Consider the following 16,851-nt stretch of genomic DNA (forward strand, 5'->3'; position numbering starts at 1 on the left):
CGCGCCTGCTTGGGTTGAATACCCACGCTTTTCACCCACACTTTTTTGCCTGTTTTTTGGGCGCTAATGTGAGTGGAGGACCGGCTGGCGGGCATTTCCGGGAAGTTGGAGCAGTTTCCCATCGCCCGCTCCAGATTCTTTTCAGCCAGCCTGGCGATTAACCAGGCGGCTTCGCGAAAGGATCTGCATCTGCAGCACCTTGCCGCACTTCCCACCCGCCACGCCCTCCCCGTCTGTCATTCGAGAAATCGCACAAACGCAAGATGAGTCCGCGTGGTGTCAACGCGCCATTGCGCGAGCTGCCGCTAGTTCTTCGCAGCCTTCTCGATCGCCTTGACCAGCTTGAAATCGTCTTTGTCCAACGCGTAGTAGTACGTCCCGCTGCCCGCTTCATTCCTGCTGCCGTGAACCACCAGCAGGCGGCTGTCGCGCCGGAATTCGATCGGCTCCTTCACATCCACGTCCCAGCAGCACACCGTAAAAGGAAGCCACGTGACGCGTCCGGTCTTCGCGTCGATCGCCACGCTGGACACGCAGGACGCCCCGCAGCCCCAGCTTGCCAGCACATAGTGCCCCGCGAAGTTCGGCTTCTGCCGGCTGGCTTCGCGGATACGCGTCGCATACTCCTTGTCGTCCGCGGATACGAGCCGCACTTTCGCCGCTTTGCCTGCAAATGTGTCGCTGACTGCGAAGTCTTCAAAGCGCGGCGCGCCAGTATCAGCGGCGTGCGCGACACCCATCCAGCACATGGCCGAGACGAAGCTCATCAAGAGAAACTTTTTCATTGCTCAATACCAGTGATGTTTTTCCCAGAACAGCCGCGCTGATGCCGCGGTGTGATAGCGCCCGAGAATATAGCGAATCCCGCCCTGACATTCTTCAACCGCATTACCGAAAGATTTTTCGCCATTCGGATTCAATTCATATTGAGGCCGCAGCAATAGATAAAGCCCGCGTGCGGACGATTTCCCATTGCGCACGTCGACCACACCACTCGATTCCTGCGCCATGAGCCACAGTAAATCGTTGAATTGCGTGAGCGGCACGCCTTCAATGGCCATTGCCTTGCGAAGTGCATTCTGGGAAGTAGTCGGAACCGCAGTTGGATCGATAGCGACCCAACCCGTTTTGGCGGCTTTTGCCTGACGATGATTGTGTGCGTGTTTGCCCATAGTGGATTTTCGTTTTGATAATCGTTGCAACGGGATGGCTTACAGCTCGATTAAATCATACGAATGGCTGTCGCGGTTATGAAAACGTAATCTTGATGCCGAATTCAGGCTCCCCCCAAGGCGGCCACCGTCTGGACGCACCCTTTTCGGGTGTGCTACCTTACGCGCACTTGCAACGCCCGCTCCACCTTCCTGCTGAGCCTTCAGCAGAATCCAGCACGAGCCGCCTCCCATGAAGGCGGCTTTTTTGTAGTGGCAGCGGCCCGGCATAGCGATTCGAGCGAACCGCGCCTGCGAACTGCCCATGCCGCGCAAGCGCAAACGGTGCCTCGCAACACGCCATGCAAGCCGCCAGGCCCTCACCCTAGTAAGCAGTATCGATAATGATCCACGATCCAAACGACGCCGGCCTGCCCGACGAACTCCCGCCGCCTTCCACCGAAGCCGAAAGCCAACCGGCCGACGCCGACGCGACTGCCGACACCCCGCAAGACGAAGCCTTGCATCGTCGCCGTATCCGCAGCTTTGTCACGCGCGCGGGTCGCGTATCGACCGGCCAGCGCCGCGCGATGGACGAACTCGGCCCGCGCTTCGTCGTGCCCTTCGCGCCGCAGCAACCTGACTGGAACAGTGTGTTCGGCCGCGCAGCGCCGCGTGTGCTGGAAATCGGCTTCGGGATGGGCGCGACCACCGCGGAGATCGCCGCGCACCGTCCCGGCGACGACTTCCTCGGCGTCGAAGTGCACGAGCCAGGCGTCGGCGCGCTGCTGAAGCTGATGGGTGAGCAGACGCTGTCGAACATCCGTATCATTCAGCACGACGCAGTCGAAGTCCTCGAACAGATGATCGCGCCGGACAGCCTCGACGGCGTGCATATCTTCTTTCCCGACCCCTGGCACAAGGCACGCCACCACAAGCGCCGGCTGATCCAGCCGAAGTTCGTCGCGTTGCTGGTTTCGCGTCTGAAGCCAGGCGCCTATCTGCATTGCGCGACCGACTGGCAGAACTACGCCGAGCAGATGCTCGAGGTGCTGGGCGCCGATCCTGCTCTGGAAAATACCGCTGACGGCTACGCGCCGCGTCCCGAGTATCGTCCGGTGACGAAGTTCGAGCGCCGTGGGCTGCGGCTCGGGCATGGTGTGTGGGATCTGGTGTTCAGGAAGCGCGGCGCGGTATAAAACCGCACTGCAGTTGTGCTCGCCATAAGCAAAAAGGCCCGCAAACGCGGGCTTTTTTCATGACGCGAAAAACAAGTGGAGGCTCAGTCCGCCCAGCTCAACGCGCCGCTGTAACCCACCAGCAGGATCAACAGTCCAAAGCCGATCCGGTACCACGCGAACACGGTGAAATCGTGCGCGGCGATGTAGCGCAGTAGCCAGCGCACGCAGGCGAAGGCGCTGATGAAGGCCGCTACGAAGCCGAGCGCGAAACTGCCAAGCGCGTCGACGGACAGCAGATGCCAGTCTTTATAGAGTTCGTAAGCCGTCGCGCCGAAGATGATCGGAATCGCGAGGAAGAAAGAAAACTCCGTAGCAACGCGCCGATCGAGGCCGAACAGCATCCCGCCGATGATCGTCGAACCCGAGCGAGACATGCCCGGGATCAACGCAAAACATTGAGCGAGGCCGACTTTCAACGCATCCAGCGGGCTCAAATTGTCGACGTTCTGAACACGTGCCGCCACGTCGCCCCGCGCGCGCTGACGTGCTTCCGCCCACAGAATCACCACCCCGCCCGCCACTAACGCGAACGCGACCGGCACGGGCGAAAACAGCGCTGCCTTGATGGCCTTCTCGAACAGCAGGCCGAGCACAATCGCCGGAATCGTCGCGATGATCACATTCAGCGTAAAGCGCCTCGCGTCGGGCCGGCTGGGTAAGCCGACCACCACGCTGCCGATGCGGCGGCGAAACTCCCAGCACACGGCCAGAATCGCGCCGAGCTGGATCACGACATCGAAAGTTTTCGCGTGTTCATCCGTGAAATTGAGCAGACTGCCCGCGACGATCAAATGGCCGGTGCTAGACACCGGCAAAAATTCCGTCAGCCCTTCGACGACGCCCAGAATCAGCGCCTTGCAAGCCAATAGCCAGTCCATCCGTGACCCTCGTTGTTATAGATAGTCGAAACGAACAGGGTCGGCACGGTGCGCGCGGCCCTGCCGGCCGCGCAGCGTCATTTCTCGACGATTTGCACGCGTATGCCGTTTGTAAGGATGGTGATTGTACCGGGTTCGTAATTCACCCCGGCAAATTGCAGCTGTTCGGGCTTGAAGGTGTAGATCGGGTAGTTGGTCAGCAACTGCGTAGCGAGCACAGCCGCCGCGGCATTGATCTGTTGCGTGTAGGCCTGCGCCTGGCCGCTCACGCTGACGTTGTCGACGCTCGGCGACTTCAGCACGACCGACTTGCTGGCGGCGTCGTAGGCCAGTTCGCTCGACAGTGTGAATACGCCGTCGACCGGTTGCGGCATGAACGGGCTCGCGAGGCGGGCGTCGAGCTTCACCGAGACGCGGTTCGCGTCCGGCAGGAAGCCGACCACCGGATTGCTCAGCGCGACGTCGAACACTTGCGAAACCGTGCGCTGATAGGGGAATTTGCGCTGCACCGCGTCCTGCACCTGCTGTTGCGAGAACGTGTAATGCGAGGGGATGAACGGGAAAGTCGATGTCGCGCAGGCAGCCAGCGACACGGTGATGCCAAGCGCGGTGCAGCCTGTCAGCGCGGCAAGCAGGAAGCGGCGCCGGGTCGGCGCAGCGGGTCGAGTCATGCGAAATCTCCTGTGGAAGCCTTCTCGAGCATGCGGTTGCGTTGGGTTGTTGGTCCGGATGGATGACGTGGCGGAATCGTTCCCGCGCGCTATTGGCGCACCACCGGTTGCGGTTGAGTCTGCGCTTCAAGCTGGGTGAGCCATGCGAGCGCCTCGCTGCGGCTCGTGCCGCACATGTCCGTCTGCGGTTGCAGTCCGGAACAGCACGCCGGCCGCTCCGGCTGACCGAAGATCGCGCAGCGCAGATCATCGCCGAGTTGCACGCAGCGCACACCCGCCGGTTTGCCATTCGGCATACCGGGGATCGGGCTCGAAATCGACGGCGCGATACAGCACGCGCCGCAATCGGGGCGGCACGCATGATCGGTCACATGGAACGGGGACTCACGCTTCACAACGCTGTTCGACACATCACTCACGACATTTTTCCTGAACTCGAAAACATGCAACACGACACACAACGCAGCGCCAGACCCGCATTGTGCCATTGCATCCTGTGCGACCTTTTTACACAATTCGGCGAAGGGTCGCTCACATAAACTTGATGGATACGAAAGGCCACGCTCAAGAGGCGTTTGCGCTGTTCGAACCGGTCCCGAGAATCCGCCGGCTCGTGCCTCGTCAAGGGTGGCCGTCAAACCCGAGCGCCCCATGACCACCGCCAACACCCTATTCCGCCCCGACCTGCTCGCCAAATACAGCGCGAACGGTCCACGGTATACGTCCTATCCGACCGCCTTGCAGTTCCGCGACGATTTCGATCCCGCCGACTATCTGCGCGCCGCCGCAGACCCAGGCGCCTCTGCCACCGATCTCTCGCTGTACTTCCACATCCCCTTTTGCGACACCGTGTGCTTCTACTGCGGTTGCAACAAGGTCGCCACCAAGAACCGCGCGCACGCCCGTCCCTATGTCGAGCACCTGAAGCGCGAAATGGCTTTGCAGGCCGCGTGTTTCGACACGCGACGCCCCGTGTCGCAATTGCATTGGGGCGGCGGCACGCCGACGTTCCTGTCGCACAATGAAATGGCGGAACTGATGGCCGCGGCGCGCGAACTCTTCACGTTGCTGCCCGATACCGAAGGCGAATATTCGATCGAAGTCGATCCGCGCGAAGCGTCGCCCGAGACCATTGCGCATTTGCGCACGCTCGGCTTCAACCGGCTCAGTCTCGGCGTGCAGGATTTCGATCCGACAGTGCAGCAGGCGATCAATCGCATTCAGCCGTTCGAGATGACTGCGTCGGTGATGCAAGCCGCGCGTGATACCGGCTTCCACTCGATCGGCGTCGATCTGATTTACGGACTCCCGCATCAAACGGTCGATAGCTTCAGCCGCACGCTCGACACGATGATCAGACTCGCACCCGATCGTCTTTCGGTGTTCGCGTATGCGCACATGCCGCAGCTCTTCAAGATGCAACGGCAGATGGATGAGGCCACGCTGCCCTCGCCTGCCCTGCGCCTTGCGATCCTCCAGCGGGTAGTCGAGCGCCTGACCGAAGCGGGTTATGTCTACATCGGCATGGATCACTTCGCGCTGCCCACCGACGAACTCGCGCGCGCACAAGCGCAGCGCACATTGCATCGGAATTTTCAGGGGTACAGCACGCGGGCGGAATGCGATCTGATCGGCTTCGGCGCGTCGTCGATCGGCAAAGTCGGCGACGTGTACGCGCAGAACGTCAAGGACCTGCCAGGCTACGCCGCCGCAATTGATGCGGGCAAGCTCGCGATCACGCGCGGCGTGCGCCTCACTGCGGACGACCGTCTGCGTCGCGATGTGATCACGCAATTGATGTGCAATCTGGAACTGCGCTTCGACGAATTCGAAGCCGCGTACGGCATCCGCTTCGCCGATACGTTCGAGCCGGAACTGGAGCGCTTGCACGGCTTCGAGCAGGACGGGCTGGTGTCGGTGAGTGAGAGCAAGCTCGAAGTGCAGATGGCCGGACGCATGCTCGTGCGCAACATCGCGATGGTGTTCGACCGCTATCTCGGTCAGCAGACGCTCGAACGATTTTCACGCACGGTTTGAGGGCTAAGCATACGAAGAAGGCGACCGGCTTGCCCGTCGCCAAATTTTCCGCCATAATCTGCGTCTTCGCCGCGAGCCATACTCTGGCACGTGCGCTGCAAGACCTGCCCAGGTGGTGAAATTGGTAGACGCAGGGGACTCAAAATCCCCCGCCGCAAGGCGTGCCGGTTCGATTCCGGCCCTGGGCACCAAAAGAAATTCCAGCAGTACCGTAAAAGATCAGAAAACCCCGCCCAGTCATGCTGCGCGGGGTTTTTTGTTGCCTTCTGCAAATCGTCCAAAGCGCACTACTGAAAATGGTCAGCCGGACTTTTATTCGAGCTCACTCGATGACCGACCATGAGGCCGGTGTCGTAGGCCGCTTCCAGCGCTCGCGCGAGACTATCGACACGCACGATGCGTAAATCGGCACTCGGCTTGCCGCTCAGTTCGAACGTCGCGATACCGAGCGTTTCATGCGCGATCGACAGCAACAATTCCAGACGTGCGTCGTGTTCGATGGTGGCGTTCATGTTTGGCTCCTGACGTGCGACATTGCACTTATCAGCTTAGGCAATAATTGCATAAGCAATATGTGGCGTTACGCCGCATATTGAAGCTCTTCTCGACATTGAGCGGTCCGACACCAATGGCGCCGGCACCCAATATCCGCCTTACCGCCCTGCCACCTGCGCGCCGCCATGCGTCGCCGCACGCCGACGCTTGAACACATAACCGGCCCACATCACGACGAGCCACGCGGGCACGAGCCATACCGAGACCGACAGGCCCGGCGTCATCGCCAGAATCACGAGGATCAGCGCCATGAAAGCGAGGCAGATCCAGTTACTGACCGGGAACCAGAACGACTTGAACACGAGGGTCTCGCCCGCCGCCACCATCGCCTTGCGCGACTTCAGATGCGTCAGGCTGATCAGCGCCCAGTTCAGCACTAGCGCGGCCACCACCAGCGCCATCAGCAGACCGAGCGCTTCGGCCGGAATCAGATAGTTGATAATCACGCAGGTGAACGTGGCGAGCGCCGACAAACCAATCGCCATATACGGCACGCCGCGCCGGTCAACCTTCATCAGCGCGCGCGGTGCGTTGCCCTGTTCCGCGAGACCGTAGAGCATGCGGCTATTCGCATACACGCCGCTGTTGTAGACCGACAGCGCCGCGGTCAACACCACCACGTTGAGGATGTTCGCCGTCAGCGTCGAGCCAATCTGCGAGAAGATCATCACGAACGGGCTGCCGCCGGCCGCGACCTGATTCCATGGATACAACGAAAGCAGCACCGCCAGCGAGCAGATGTAGAAAATCAGAATCCGGTAGATCACCTGATTAACGGCCTTCGGAATGCTCTTTTGCGGATCAGCCGCTTCTGCAGCCGTAATGCCGATCAACTCGAGCCCGCCGAATGAAAACATGATGACCGCGAGCATCATGAACAGGCCATGAAAACCGTGCGGGAAAAAACCGCCGTCAGCCCAGAGATTGGTGATCGAGGCTTGCGGCCCGCCATGGCCGCTGATCAGCAGATAGCCGCCGAACAGGATCATACCGATCACCGCTACCACCTTGATGATCGCAAACCAGAATTCGGTTTCGCCGTACGCTTTGACGTTGGCGAGATTGATTGCGTTGATGACGACGAAGCACACCAGCGCCGATACCCACGTGGGCACACCCGGCCACCAGTAATGCACGTAAGTGCCGACCGCGGTCAGCTCGGCCATGCTCACGAGCACGTACAGCACCCAGTAGTTCCAGCCGGACAGAAAACCGGGAAAATCACCCCAATACTTGTACGCGAAGTGGCTGAACGAACCGGCAACTGGTTCCTGCGCGACCATTTCGCCGAGTTGGCGCATGATCATGAAGGCAATGATGCCGCCGATCGCGTAGCCGAGAATCATCGACGGGCCGGCGGCCTTCAACACGCTGGCGGAGCCGAGGAACAGGCCCGTGCCGATCGCCCCACCCAGCGCGATCAGCTGGATGTGACGATTCTTCAGCCCGCGCTTCAGGCCGTCTTGCTGCTGTGCACTATTCAAAATTGCGCCCCAGTGTATGGATATCGATCGCCCGATCAGACTTATGGTCCGCCCCGGCAGAACCTGAAATTTTACCGCGGCCGATATTACCTAAATACTGGGAGCAACCCGCGCTTGGTTCTGCGCCGCACCTAACGGCGCGGATAGTGATTGTCACTGGCGTGGGGCTTCTGTATGTTGCCCTAGTCGAGGTTTCTGCCTTCGGAGATTCAACATGTTGCCCAAACGTCTGCTTTGCGCCGCTGCTTTGTGTCTCTGTTTCGCTGCGGCGGGTGCCCTCGCGCAAACCGCGGCGCCCACGGCAGAACCCGCCGCCGAACCAGCCGACATGCCGGGCATGGAGTCGAGCGCACCGGAAGCACCCGCGCCGCCACCGCCACCCGCCCCACCGGCCGTAGTACCCGCGACGCCTGCCGCCACCGCTCCCAAGCCCGCAGCACCCGCTACTCCGAAGGCGACTGCCGCCAAACCACCCGCAACACCGATGACCGGCCCCGTACGCAACGTCGTGCTGGTTCACGGCGCGTTCGTCGACGGGTCGAGCTGGAACGGTGTCGTCGCGAAATTGCAGCAGAAGGGTTATCACGTGAGTTCGGTGCAGAACCCCCTCACGTCGCTCGCCGACGATGTTGCCGCCACCCGCCGTGTTCTCGCGCGCCAGGATGGCCCGACCATCCTCGTGGGGCATTCATGGGGCGGTGTCGTGATCACCGAGGCCGGCGCGAACGCGCCGAACGTCGCCGGTCTCGTCTATGTGGCGGCGATTGCACCGGACCTGCACGAATCTACGATGGACCTGATGAAGCGCGCGGCGCCGGCGCCCGCGAGTCAAGGCATCACCGCGGACCCGACGGGCTTCTTGTGGCTCGACCGCGGCAAATATCACGCCGACTTCGCCGCCGATGTGCCCGAGAATCTGACGCGCGTGCTCTCCGCCGCGCAGCAGCCGATCGCCGCCAGGGCCTTCAGCGAAATGGTCAGTCAGGTCGCGTGGCGCGAAAAGCCTTCGTGGTACATCGTGACAACGAGGGACCGTGCGATATCGCCTGAAGTCGAACAGTTCATGGCCAACCGGATGGGCGCGAAGATCGTGCCGATCTCATCGAGCCATCTCGTGCCGGTGTCGCATGCGGGAGCGGTTGCGGATGTGATCGATCGGGCGGCGCGGGAGTTGAGCCGGCAACAATAGACCGCAGCCGGTTTGATGCGTATGCGCGAGAGGGATCGCGCATACGCCAATGCAAGCAAAACGCTTTGACACTCAAGCGCACTCAAGCGCAACCAAGCTCACTCAACCACACTCGAGCGCTAAAGCCGCACCATAGCTGAAGCTCCGGCGCTCTGCGACTCCAACGCTGCTCACCGCAAATTCGTAGTCGCCAATTCAACCACCTCATCACCGCGGCCATTGAGCACCGCCCGCAGCATATACAAACTGAAACCCTTCGCCTGGGCCCATTGAATCTTCGGCGGCAACGCGAGTTCATGCTTTGCCGTCACCACGTCGATCACCGCAGGGCCAGGATGCGCGAATGCCTCTCGCAACGCCGGCTCGATGTTTTCCGACAGTTCGATCCGTGCACCGTAGATGCCGGCGCCGCGCGCAATCGCCGCGAAGTCGGTGGCGGCGAGATCGGTACCGCTTTCGAGGTAGCCGCCCGCCTTCATCTCCATCGCAACGAAGCCGAGCGTGCTGTTGTTGAACACGACCACCTTGATCGGCAGATTCAGTTGGCGCGCGGTGAGCAGATCGCCGAGCAACATAGACAACCCGCCGTCGCCCGATAGCGAAATCACCTGGCGCCCCGGCTGCGCCGCTTGCGCCCCCAGCGCCTGCGGCATCGCATTGGCCATCGAGCCGTGATTGAACGAGCCATGCAGACTGCGCTTGCCGTTCATCGTCAGATAACGCGCGGCCCAGAGGGTCGGCGTGCCGACGTCGGCGGAGAATACGGCGTCTTCGTTCGCCACTTTGTCGATGATGCTGGTCAGGTATTGCGGATGAATCGCGCGCCCCGGATCGGATGGGCGGGCGAGATCGTCGAGGTCCTTGCGCGTATCCGCGTAGTGCTTGCGGGCGTTCTCGAGGAAGCGCCGGTCGGTCTTGGGTTTGATCATGGGCAACAGCGCCTGCAGGGTCGCCTTGACGTCGCCGACAAGGCCCAGCTTCAAAGGCGCGCGCTTGCCGAGCGCGGAGCCGCGGCGGTCGATCTGCACCACGTTGCCATGTGACGGATAAAAGTTGCGATACGGGAAATCGGTGCCTAGCATCACAAGCGTGTCGCACGACATCATCGCGTGATAGCCGGAGCTGAAGCCGATCAGTCCGGTCATGCCGACGTCGAACGGGTTGTCCCATTCCACGTATTGTTTGCCGCGCAATGCATGCACGGTAGGCGCGGCGAGTTGATCGGCAAAGGCCACCACTTCGTCATGCGCGTCCGCGCAGCCGCTGCCGCACAGCAGCGTCACACCGCCCGCCTGATTCAGCATATCGGCAAGGCGGTCGAGATCCGCGCCGGAGGGCACCGCCGTCGAGCGTTCGAGCGTGCCAGCCCACGCCGGCGTTTCATCAGGCGCTTCGCCAAGCGCGACGTCGCCGGGCAGCACGATCACCGCGACGCCGCGCTCTTCGATCGCAGTGCGCATCGCGCGAGCCAGCACGCGTGGAAACTGCGACGGGTTCGTCACCAGCTCGACGTAGTGGCTGCACTCCTTGAACAACTCTTGCGGATGGGTTTCCTGGAAGTAACCGAGGCCGATTTCCGAGGAGGGGATGTGCGCGGCGATCGCGAGCACGGGTTGATGATTACGATGACAGTCGTACAGGCCGTTGATCAGGTGCAGGTTGCCGGGACCGCAACTGCCCGCGCAGACGGCGAGCTTGCCAGTGGCCGCGGCATCGGCGCCGGCGGCGAAGGCCGCGACTTCTTCGTGGCGCGTATGCATCCAGCGAATCGATCCGAGCCGTTGCAAGCTATCCGACAGGCCGTTCAGGCTGTCGCCGGTCACGCCCCAAATCCGTTCGACGTCTGCTGCCGCCAGTGTTCTGGCCAGATAATCCGCGATAGTCTGCTTACCCATGCTGTACTCCGCTAAGTGAGAGAGACGGTACCTCTGGAATGGCAGAGAGTACCGCTTCCTCGCCAAACGTGTCACCGCGCGGGCAGCGTTTTATCGAAACGTAAGCGTGATGGACGGCCGCGCTGGGCCGGCATCGCTCCTCGTCACACGACTCAGCGCAGCATGAACGACATCGCCGACAGGCAGTTCAGCATGCGCACCGCATGTTCCGCCGACTCCGCGCCAAAGCGCAACGTGACGGCGTCAACGCGCGTGAGCGTCGGCCATTGGCAGAACAGATCGGCAAGTACGGTAGTTTGCACGCGCAACTCGCATTCGACAGGCTTCGCGGCAGCGCGCGTGGCTTGCGGCGCGTGCCCCTTATCGATGTAGTGCCGTACCACTTCGCGTGCGGCAATTTCGATCGCGTCGCGAGCGCTTGCCGGCGTTTGCGTGACGCCGCTCGCATGTCCCGTCGCGCTCTTGGTGACCACGAAACGCGCGCCCGGAAAGCGCGGCGCGGTTTCCTCGGCGAATACATCGTCGCCGGACAAAAGCACTACCTGTGCGCCATATTCTTCCGCCAGCGCTCCGTACAATCCCGCCTCGCCGACTTCGACGCCGTTTAGCGCAACACGCGCGAACGCAAAGCTGTTGATCGTATGCGAGAGAATGCCGCGCGTTTGCGACCTCGCGTGATAGCCGATCATGAACACCAGCGCCGCGCCGTATTCAAGTCCGGTCATCATGCCGAGCGTACGCGGTTTGCCGAGCACCACCTGGGCACGCGCGTCGAGCAGATCGGGCAGCAGATTGCGAAAGCCGCCATGCGAATCGTTGACCCATACGTGTGTGGCGCCACCTGCAAACGCGCCTTCGATTGCGGCGTTGGCTTCGAGCGTCATCCAGCGGCGCGCGGCTTCGTATTCGCCGTTGCCCGCACGCGTTTGTTCGGGATGGAACACGCCGGCTACGCCTTCGATGTCGACGGAAATCAGGACTTTCATCAGGAAGATTGCTTGAGAAGTTGAGCGAGGTCGGGTGCGGTGTCGTGCAGCGACAGGCGACGATGACAGTCGCGGCCCGTCACAGACGTGGCACGCCATAGCGCATCGACGATCGCTTGCTCGACGCTGTCCGCGCAGGCACGAAATAACGGATCGAGGCGTGCGTCGGCGAGCACGGGCGGCAAGGCGACAAAGTCGGATTCGTGCGGCACGGTGTAGGCCGTTGAAAACGCCAACGCGATGTCGCCGCTGCCGTGGCCGTACACCGAACCGGTTCGTGCGAGACCGGCCGCGGCGCGCAATGACAGACGCTTGAGTTGACGAGCGTCGAGCGGCGCGTCGGTGGCGACGATCATGATGATCGAGCCTTGTTCGGGTTTCGAGGCGGCCGAGTGAATCGCTGAGGCTGCTGGGCTGGTTGAGATGGCTGAGGTGGTCGAGGTCGCTGAGTTGGCCGAAGCCGCTGACGTTGCTGAAGTTGCCAAGCCCGCCGAACTCGCCGCAGCAGATCCACCCGCGCGTTCGGCCAGCACACGACCGAGCGGCGTGCCGTCGATCGTCAACATCGGCAGGCGACCGAAGTTCGCCAGCACCAATGCGCCAACCGTATAGCTCCGCCCTGCTACCCCAATGACGCGCGACGCATTGCCGATCCCGCCCTTCAGATCGAAGCATGACATGCCCCTTCCCGCGCCGACCGAACCGCTCGCGACATCAGCGCTTGCCGCTTCACATGCATCGGTGAAATGCCGCTCGCTGACAGCCAGCGCCTGAATATCGCTCAGGTATCCGTCATTGCATTCGAACACTAGCGGATTGACCGTGGACCATTCGCGTCCGATTTGAGGATTGGCATGAATCGCAGCGCGAATCTGCGCTTGTGCGACAGCGGCCACGCCAAACGTATTGGTCAACGCAATCGGCGTCTCCAGCACGCCGAGCTCTTCGACCTGCACGAGCCCGATGCTTTTGCCGAAACCGTTGATCACTGAAGCAGCCGCAGGCACCTTCGCTAGAAAGGGATCGCCACGATGTGGACGAATCACGGTCACGCCGGTTTGCACAGCGCCATCATCCAGCGTGCAATGTCCGACCGTCACACCTTCTACGTCGGCAATCGTTCCGCGCGGGCCGCTCGGCAACACACCGATATGCGGCGCGCTTTCGCCTACCGTTCCAGCCGAACTCATGGCCGGTCGAGCTTCGGATCAAGCGCATCGCGCAAACCGTCGCCGAGCAGATTGAATGCCAGCACGGTGAGGAAAATCGCCAGACTCGGAAACAGCGCGATATGCGGCGCGGTGACCATATCCGCGCGCGCTTCGTTGAGCATCGCGCCCCACTCCGGCATCGGCGGTTGCGCGCCGAGTCCGAGAAACGACAGGCTCGCCGCCGTGATGATCGACGTACCGATCCGCATCGTGAAGTACACCACGATCGACGAAATCGTCCCCGGCAGAATATGCCGCACGATGATGGTCCAGTCCGATGCGCCGATGCTGCGCGCCGCTTCGATATACGTGAGTTGCTTGAGCATCAGTGTATTGCCGCGCACGAGCCGCGCAAACGCCGGGATGCTGAAAATCGCCACCGCGCAGATCACATTGATCATGCCGTTGCCGAGAATCGCGACCACACCGATCGCCAACAGAATGCCGGGAAAGGCAAACAGCACGTCGGCGACACGCATGGTGATGCGGTCCCACCAGCCCTCGTAGTAACCGGCCAGCAAGCCGAAGAAGGTACCGATCACCGCGCCGATCGCCACCGACAGAAAACCGGCCTCGAGCGAAATACGCGAACCCGCCAGAATGCGGCTGAAAATATCGCGGCCCAGCGAATCGACGCCGAACCAGTGCGCGGCCGAAGGGCCCGCGTTCAACGCGTCGTAGTCGAAGAAATTCTCCGGATCGTACGGCACGATGTGCGGCGCGAGAATCGCAACCGCGACCAGCAGCAGCACGAAAATGCCGGCGCCGAGCGCCACATGCTGCTTACGGAATTTGCGCCAGAATTCGCTCCATGGCGTACGAATCGCGTTTTCTACGAGAGCGGCCTTGGCCGCATTCGCCTCGGTGGCTAAGATGCTCATGCGGGCCTCACTTGAAACGGATGGTCGGGTTGATGACGGCATACAGCACGTCCACAACCAGGTTGATGATGATGAACTCAAGCGAGAACAACAGCACTTCCGCCTGAATCACCGGATAGTCGCGCATCGCCACGGCATCCACCAGCAGGCGCCCGAGGCCCGGCCAGTTGAATACCACTTCGACTACGATCGAGCCGCCCAGCAGGAAGCCGAATTGCAGCCCCATCATCGTGATAACGGGAATCATCGCGTTGCGCAGGCAGTGTTTGACGATGACGAGTCGTTCGGGCACACCCTTGGCGCGTGCGGTGCGCACGAAATCTTCATTCATCACCTCGACGAACGAAGCACGCGTGAAGCGCGCCATCACCGCCGCCACTGCCGCGCCGAGCGTGAGCGAAGGCAGCACGTAGCTCTTCCAGGACCCGTCGCCGACAATCGGCAGCCAGCCGAGCTTCACCGAAAAGATCTCCATCAGCAGCATGCCGAGCGCGAACGCGGGAAACGAAATGCCCGACACCGCGAGCGTCATGCCAAGCCGGTCCGGCCAGCGATTGCGCCACACCGCCGAGACGATCCCGATCCCCATGCCGAGCACCACTGCCCACACCATGCTCGCGAGCGTAAGCAACAACGTCGGCATGAAGCGCTCGCCGATCTCCTGGCTGACCGGCCGCTTGCTGCGCGTGGACGTGCCGAAGTCGCCGTGCGCGATCTTCAGGAAGAAGTTGGCGAATTGCTGCGGCATCGGCTTATCGAGGCCGAGATCGGCACGCACCAGCGCAACGGTCGCCTCATCCGCTTCGGGACCGGCCGCGAGGCGCGCCGGATCGCCGGGCAACAGATGCACGAACAGGAACACCAGCACGGCGACGATGAAGAGCGTCGGCAGCAGGCCGAAGATACGTTTGACGAGGAAGTTCAGCATGAAACCCAATCCGGCAATGATGCGGGCAACGAAAGATCTTTCAGAGCAGTACACGACCGTCCGGCCAGTGCGTTCGTGAAGAACACGCCGCGCCGAACGGTCCGCTCATCACTTGATCGCGATCTCGTCGAAATTGAACGAGCCATCCGGCGCGACATATGCGCCCGACAAACGCTTGCTGCGCGCGTACACAACCTTCTCCTTGACGAGGAAGATCCACGGCGCGTCGGCCCAGATGCGTTTTTGCGCGTCGGTGTAGAGCGCGGCTTTCTGCGTGCGGTCGGTGGTTTCGAGCGCCTGCTTCAGATCGGTATCGACCGTGTCATTCTTGTAGTACGCGGTGTTGACCATCTTCGGCGGGAACGAGACCGACCCGAGCAGCGGCGTGATCGCCCAGTCCGCTTCACCCGTCGACGACGACCAGCCTGCGTAGTACATGCGCACCGGCGCGGTCGCCGGATCCTGCGCGCTTTCCACCTTGGCGACGCGTTGACCCGCTTCGAGTGCTTCAACCTGCGCCTTGATGCCGACTTGCGCCAATTGCTGCTGCACGAACTGAATCACCTTCTGCGCGGTCGAGTAGTTATACGCGGACCACAGCGTTGTTTCGAAACCGTTCGGATAACCCGCTTCCTTCAGCAGCTCACGCGCCTTGGCCGGATCGTACGGCCAGGGGCCGAGCTTCGTCGCGTACTCGACACCTTGCGGCACCACGCCCTCAGCTGGCGTTGCGTACCCGGCAAACGCGACCTTGATCAGCGCATCCTTGTTGACCGCGTAGTTCAGCGCTTCACGCACCTTCGGATTGTCGAACGGCTTCTGGTTGACGTTCATGCTGATATAGCGCTGGATGATCGACGGCGAAGCAATCAGATCGACCTTCGGGCTCGACTGCAATTGCGCCGCCTGTTCGAACGGCACCTGGAACGCGAAATCCGCTTCACCGGTGCGCATCAATGCAGCACGTGTGTTGTTGTCGACCACCGGTTTCCAGTCGATCGCATCGACCTTCGGGTAACCCTTCTTCCAGTAACCCGCGAACTTCTTCACCGTCAGGTCGCCAGCCGGGTCCCACTTCACCAGTTCGAACGGACCTGTGCCGACCGGATGGAACGCGATGTCCTTGCCGTACTTCTTCAGGGCGTCAGGCGAAATCATTACCGCCGAGGGATGCGCCAGCACGTTGACGAACGCCGAGAACGGCGCCTTCAGGGTGATCTTCACCGTGTACGGATCGACCACTTCGGTCTTCTCAATACGGTTGAACATGTTGTAGCGCTTGAGCTTGTTCGCCGGATCGGTCACGCGGTCGAAGTTCGCTTTCACTGCTGCGGCGTTGAAGTCGGTACCATCCTGGAACTTCACACCGTGATGCAATTTGAACGTGTAAACCTTGGCGTCCGGACTCGCTTCGTAGCTGTCGGCCAGCACGTTGACCAGCTTCATGTCCTTGTCGAAACCGAACAGGCCTTGATAGAACGACTTGGCGACGGCTTGCGACAGCGTGTCGTTAGCATCGTACGGATCGAGCGTCGTGAAGGTCGACGCAACGGCCATCACGGCCGTGGTATCGGCGTGCGCCACACTGCCGGCGAGCATCGCGAACACCACCGCGCCGCCGCTGACCAGCGCGCGCAAACGAAACGGAGAAGACGGGACCAGCAGGTTCATGAGGTTGGCTCCAGGCTGCGAATTGAAACAGGGTTATGTGCTGCGAGAGAAAACAGTTTGGCTTCAGTTTTAG

Annotated in this window: 16 protein-coding genes and 1 tRNA gene; 4 read left to right on the forward strand and 13 right to left on the reverse strand. The window is 61.5% G+C overall.

Features of this window, described 5'->3' with window-relative positions:
• Positions 1 to 305: 305 nt before the first annotated feature.
• Together PQQ86_RS15385 and PQQ86_RS15390 are read right to left on the reverse strand one after the other, a co-directional pair.
• Complete coding sequence (locus PQQ86_RS15385; RefSeq protein ID WP_408268246.1) at positions 306 to 785, reverse strand: hypothetical protein; 480 nt, start codon at positions 783 to 785, stop codon at positions 306 to 308.
• A 3-nt stretch (positions 786 to 788) separates the two neighbouring features.
• On the reverse strand, positions 789 to 1,172 hold the full coding sequence (locus PQQ86_RS15390) for an aggregation-promoting factor C-terminal-like domain-containing protein (protein ID WP_408268249.1): 384 nt from the start codon (positions 1,170 to 1,172) through the stop codon (positions 789 to 791).
• A 383-nt stretch (positions 1,173 to 1,555) separates the two neighbouring features.
• Between PQQ86_RS15390 and trmB the strand changes: the two genes are divergently transcribed.
• Positions 1,556 to 2,350 carry a tRNA (guanosine(46)-N7)-methyltransferase TrmB gene (trmB, locus tag PQQ86_RS15395; RefSeq protein ID WP_408268252.1) on the forward strand — a complete coding sequence of 265 codons (795 nt, stop codon included), beginning with the start codon at positions 1,556 to 1,558 and terminating at the stop codon, positions 2,348 to 2,350.
• Between the two features lie 83 nt (positions 2,351 to 2,433).
• Here trmB and PQQ86_RS15400 read toward each other — a convergent pair whose 3' ends face one another.
• From PQQ86_RS15400 to PQQ86_RS15410, 3 genes are all read right to left on the reverse strand, one after another.
• Entirely contained in the window at positions 2,434 to 3,270 is an 837-nt protein-coding gene (locus PQQ86_RS15400; RefSeq protein WP_408268255.1) for an undecaprenyl-diphosphate phosphatase, read from the reverse strand.
• Positions 3,271 to 3,347: 77 nt separating this feature from the next.
• Positions 3,348 to 3,941 (reverse strand): DUF1439 domain-containing protein, encoded by a 594-nt coding sequence (locus PQQ86_RS15405; protein ID WP_408268258.1) that lies wholly within the window; start codon positions 3,939 to 3,941, stop codon positions 3,348 to 3,350.
• Positions 3,942 to 4,030: 89 nt separating this feature from the next.
• Complete coding sequence (locus PQQ86_RS15410; protein ID WP_408268261.1) at positions 4,031 to 4,360, reverse strand: YkgJ family cysteine cluster protein; 330 nt, start codon at positions 4,358 to 4,360, stop codon at positions 4,031 to 4,033.
• Positions 4,361 to 4,592: 232 nt separating this feature from the next.
• On the opposite strand from PQQ86_RS15410, the gene hemN reads away from it, so the two are divergent.
• Entirely contained in the window at positions 4,593 to 5,978 is a 1,386-nt protein-coding gene (gene hemN, locus PQQ86_RS15415) for an oxygen-independent coproporphyrinogen III oxidase (protein ID WP_408268264.1), read from the forward strand.
• A gap of 106 nt (positions 5,979 to 6,084) precedes the next feature.
• Positions 6,085 to 6,169, forward strand: a tRNA-Leu gene (locus PQQ86_RS15420).
• Between the two features lie 96 nt (positions 6,170 to 6,265).
• Here PQQ86_RS15420 and PQQ86_RS15425 read toward each other — a convergent pair.
• Both PQQ86_RS15425 and PQQ86_RS15430 read right to left on the reverse strand, forming a co-directional pair.
• Positions 6,266 to 6,490, reverse strand: a complete 225-nt coding sequence (locus tag PQQ86_RS15425; RefSeq protein WP_408268266.1) for a DUF6900 domain-containing protein — start codon at positions 6,488 to 6,490, stop codon at positions 6,266 to 6,268.
• Between the two features lie 141 nt (positions 6,491 to 6,631).
• Positions 6,632 to 8,017: an amino acid permease gene (locus PQQ86_RS15430; RefSeq protein ID WP_408268268.1), complete on the reverse strand. Its 1,386-nt coding sequence runs from the start codon at positions 8,015 to 8,017 to the stop codon at positions 6,632 to 6,634.
• Positions 8,018 to 8,231: 214 nt separating this feature from the next.
• On the opposite strand from PQQ86_RS15430, the gene PQQ86_RS15435 reads away from it, so the two are divergent.
• Positions 8,232 to 9,206 (forward strand): alpha/beta fold hydrolase, encoded by a 975-nt coding sequence (locus tag PQQ86_RS15435; protein ID WP_408192333.1) that lies wholly within the window; start codon positions 8,232 to 8,234, stop codon positions 9,204 to 9,206.
• Positions 9,207 to 9,376: 170 nt separating this feature from the next.
• Here PQQ86_RS15435 and poxB read toward each other — a convergent pair whose 3' ends face one another.
• From poxB to gsiB, 6 genes are all read right to left on the reverse strand, one after another.
• Entirely contained in the window at positions 9,377 to 11,101 is a 1,725-nt protein-coding gene (poxB, locus tag PQQ86_RS15440) for a ubiquinone-dependent pyruvate dehydrogenase (protein WP_408268271.1), read from the reverse strand.
• 152 nt (positions 11,102 to 11,253) lie between these two features.
• Positions 11,254 to 12,087, reverse strand: coding sequence for a M55 family metallopeptidase (locus tag PQQ86_RS15445; RefSeq protein WP_408268274.1), 834 nt, complete (start codon positions 12,085 to 12,087; stop codon positions 11,254 to 11,256).
• Positions 12,087 to 13,277 (reverse strand): DmpA family aminopeptidase, encoded by a 1,191-nt coding sequence (locus tag PQQ86_RS15450; RefSeq protein WP_408268276.1) that lies wholly within the window; start codon positions 13,275 to 13,277, stop codon positions 12,087 to 12,089. The genes PQQ86_RS15445 and PQQ86_RS15450 overlap by 1 nt, the downstream gene beginning before the upstream one ends.
• A complete protein-coding gene (gsiD, locus tag PQQ86_RS15455; protein ID WP_408268279.1) occupies positions 13,274 to 14,179 on the reverse strand; it encodes a glutathione ABC transporter permease GsiD in 906 nt (301 codons plus the stop codon). The genes PQQ86_RS15450 and gsiD overlap by 4 nt, the downstream gene beginning before the upstream one ends.
• Before the next feature lie 7 nt (positions 14,180 to 14,186).
• The gene (gsiC, locus tag PQQ86_RS15460; protein ID WP_097390202.1) at positions 14,187 to 15,107 is read right to left on the reverse strand and encodes a glutathione ABC transporter permease GsiC; all 921 of its coding nucleotides are present in this window, start codon (positions 15,105 to 15,107) and stop codon (positions 14,187 to 14,189) included.
• Positions 15,108 to 15,215: 108 nt separating this feature from the next.
• Positions 15,216 to 16,778, reverse strand: a complete 1,563-nt coding sequence (gene gsiB / locus PQQ86_RS15465; RefSeq protein ID WP_408268282.1) for a glutathione ABC transporter substrate-binding protein GsiB — start codon at positions 16,776 to 16,778, stop codon at positions 15,216 to 15,218.
• Positions 16,779 to 16,851 lie beyond the last annotated feature (73 nt).

This window comes from Paraburkholderia sediminicola (assembly GCF_046026675.1).
Lineage (GTDB): Bacteria > Pseudomonadota > Gammaproteobacteria > Burkholderiales > Burkholderiaceae > Paraburkholderia > Paraburkholderia sediminicola_F.

What these genes read in the sequence shown, in the direction of transcription:
- PQQ86_RS15405 (WP_408268258.1), bottom strand. Translation starts at nt 3,941, where the DNA reads ATGACTCGACCCGCTGCGCCGACCCGGCGCCGCTTCCTGCTTGCCGCG.
- PQQ86_RS15445 (WP_408268274.1), bottom strand. Translation starts at nt 12,087, where the DNA reads ATGAAAGTCCTGATTTCCGTCGACATCGAAGGCGTAGCCGGCGTGTTC.
- PQQ86_RS15390 (WP_408268249.1), bottom strand. Translation starts at nt 1,172, where the DNA reads ATGGGCAAACACGCACACAATCATCGTCAGGCAAAAGCCGCCAAAACG.
- PQQ86_RS15450 (WP_408268276.1), bottom strand. Translation starts at nt 13,277, where the DNA reads ATGAGTTCGGCTGGAACGGTAGGCGAAAGCGCGCCGCATATCGGTGTG.
- PQQ86_RS15400 (WP_408268255.1), bottom strand. Translation starts at nt 3,270, where the DNA reads ATGGACTGGCTATTGGCTTGCAAGGCGCTGATTCTGGGCGTCGTCGAA.
- gsiC (WP_097390202.1), bottom strand. Translation starts at nt 15,107, where the DNA reads ATGCTGAACTTCCTCGTCAAACGTATCTTCGGCCTGCTGCCGACGCTC.
- gsiB (WP_408268282.1), bottom strand. Translation starts at nt 16,778, where the DNA reads ATGAACCTGCTGGTCCCGTCTTCTCCGTTTCGTTTGCGCGCGCTGGTC.
- hemN (WP_408268264.1), top strand. Translation starts at nt 4,593, where the DNA reads ATGACCACCGCCAACACCCTATTCCGCCCCGACCTGCTCGCCAAATAC.
- poxB (WP_408268271.1), bottom strand. Translation starts at nt 11,101, where the DNA reads ATGGGTAAGCAGACTATCGCGGATTATCTGGCCAGAACACTGGCGGCA.
- PQQ86_RS15425 (WP_408268266.1), bottom strand. Translation starts at nt 6,490, where the DNA reads ATGAACGCCACCATCGAACACGACGCACGTCTGGAATTGTTGCTGTCG.
- gsiD (WP_408268279.1), bottom strand. Translation starts at nt 14,179, where the DNA reads ATGAGCATCTTAGCCACCGAGGCGAATGCGGCCAAGGCCGCTCTCGTA.
- PQQ86_RS15385 (WP_408268246.1), bottom strand. Translation starts at nt 785, where the DNA reads ATGAAAAAGTTTCTCTTGATGAGCTTCGTCTCGGCCATGTGCTGGATG.
- PQQ86_RS15435 (WP_408192333.1), top strand. Translation starts at nt 8,232, where the DNA reads ATGTTGCCCAAACGTCTGCTTTGCGCCGCTGCTTTGTGTCTCTGTTTC.
- trmB (WP_408268252.1), top strand. Translation starts at nt 1,556, where the DNA reads ATGATCCACGATCCAAACGACGCCGGCCTGCCCGACGAACTCCCGCCG.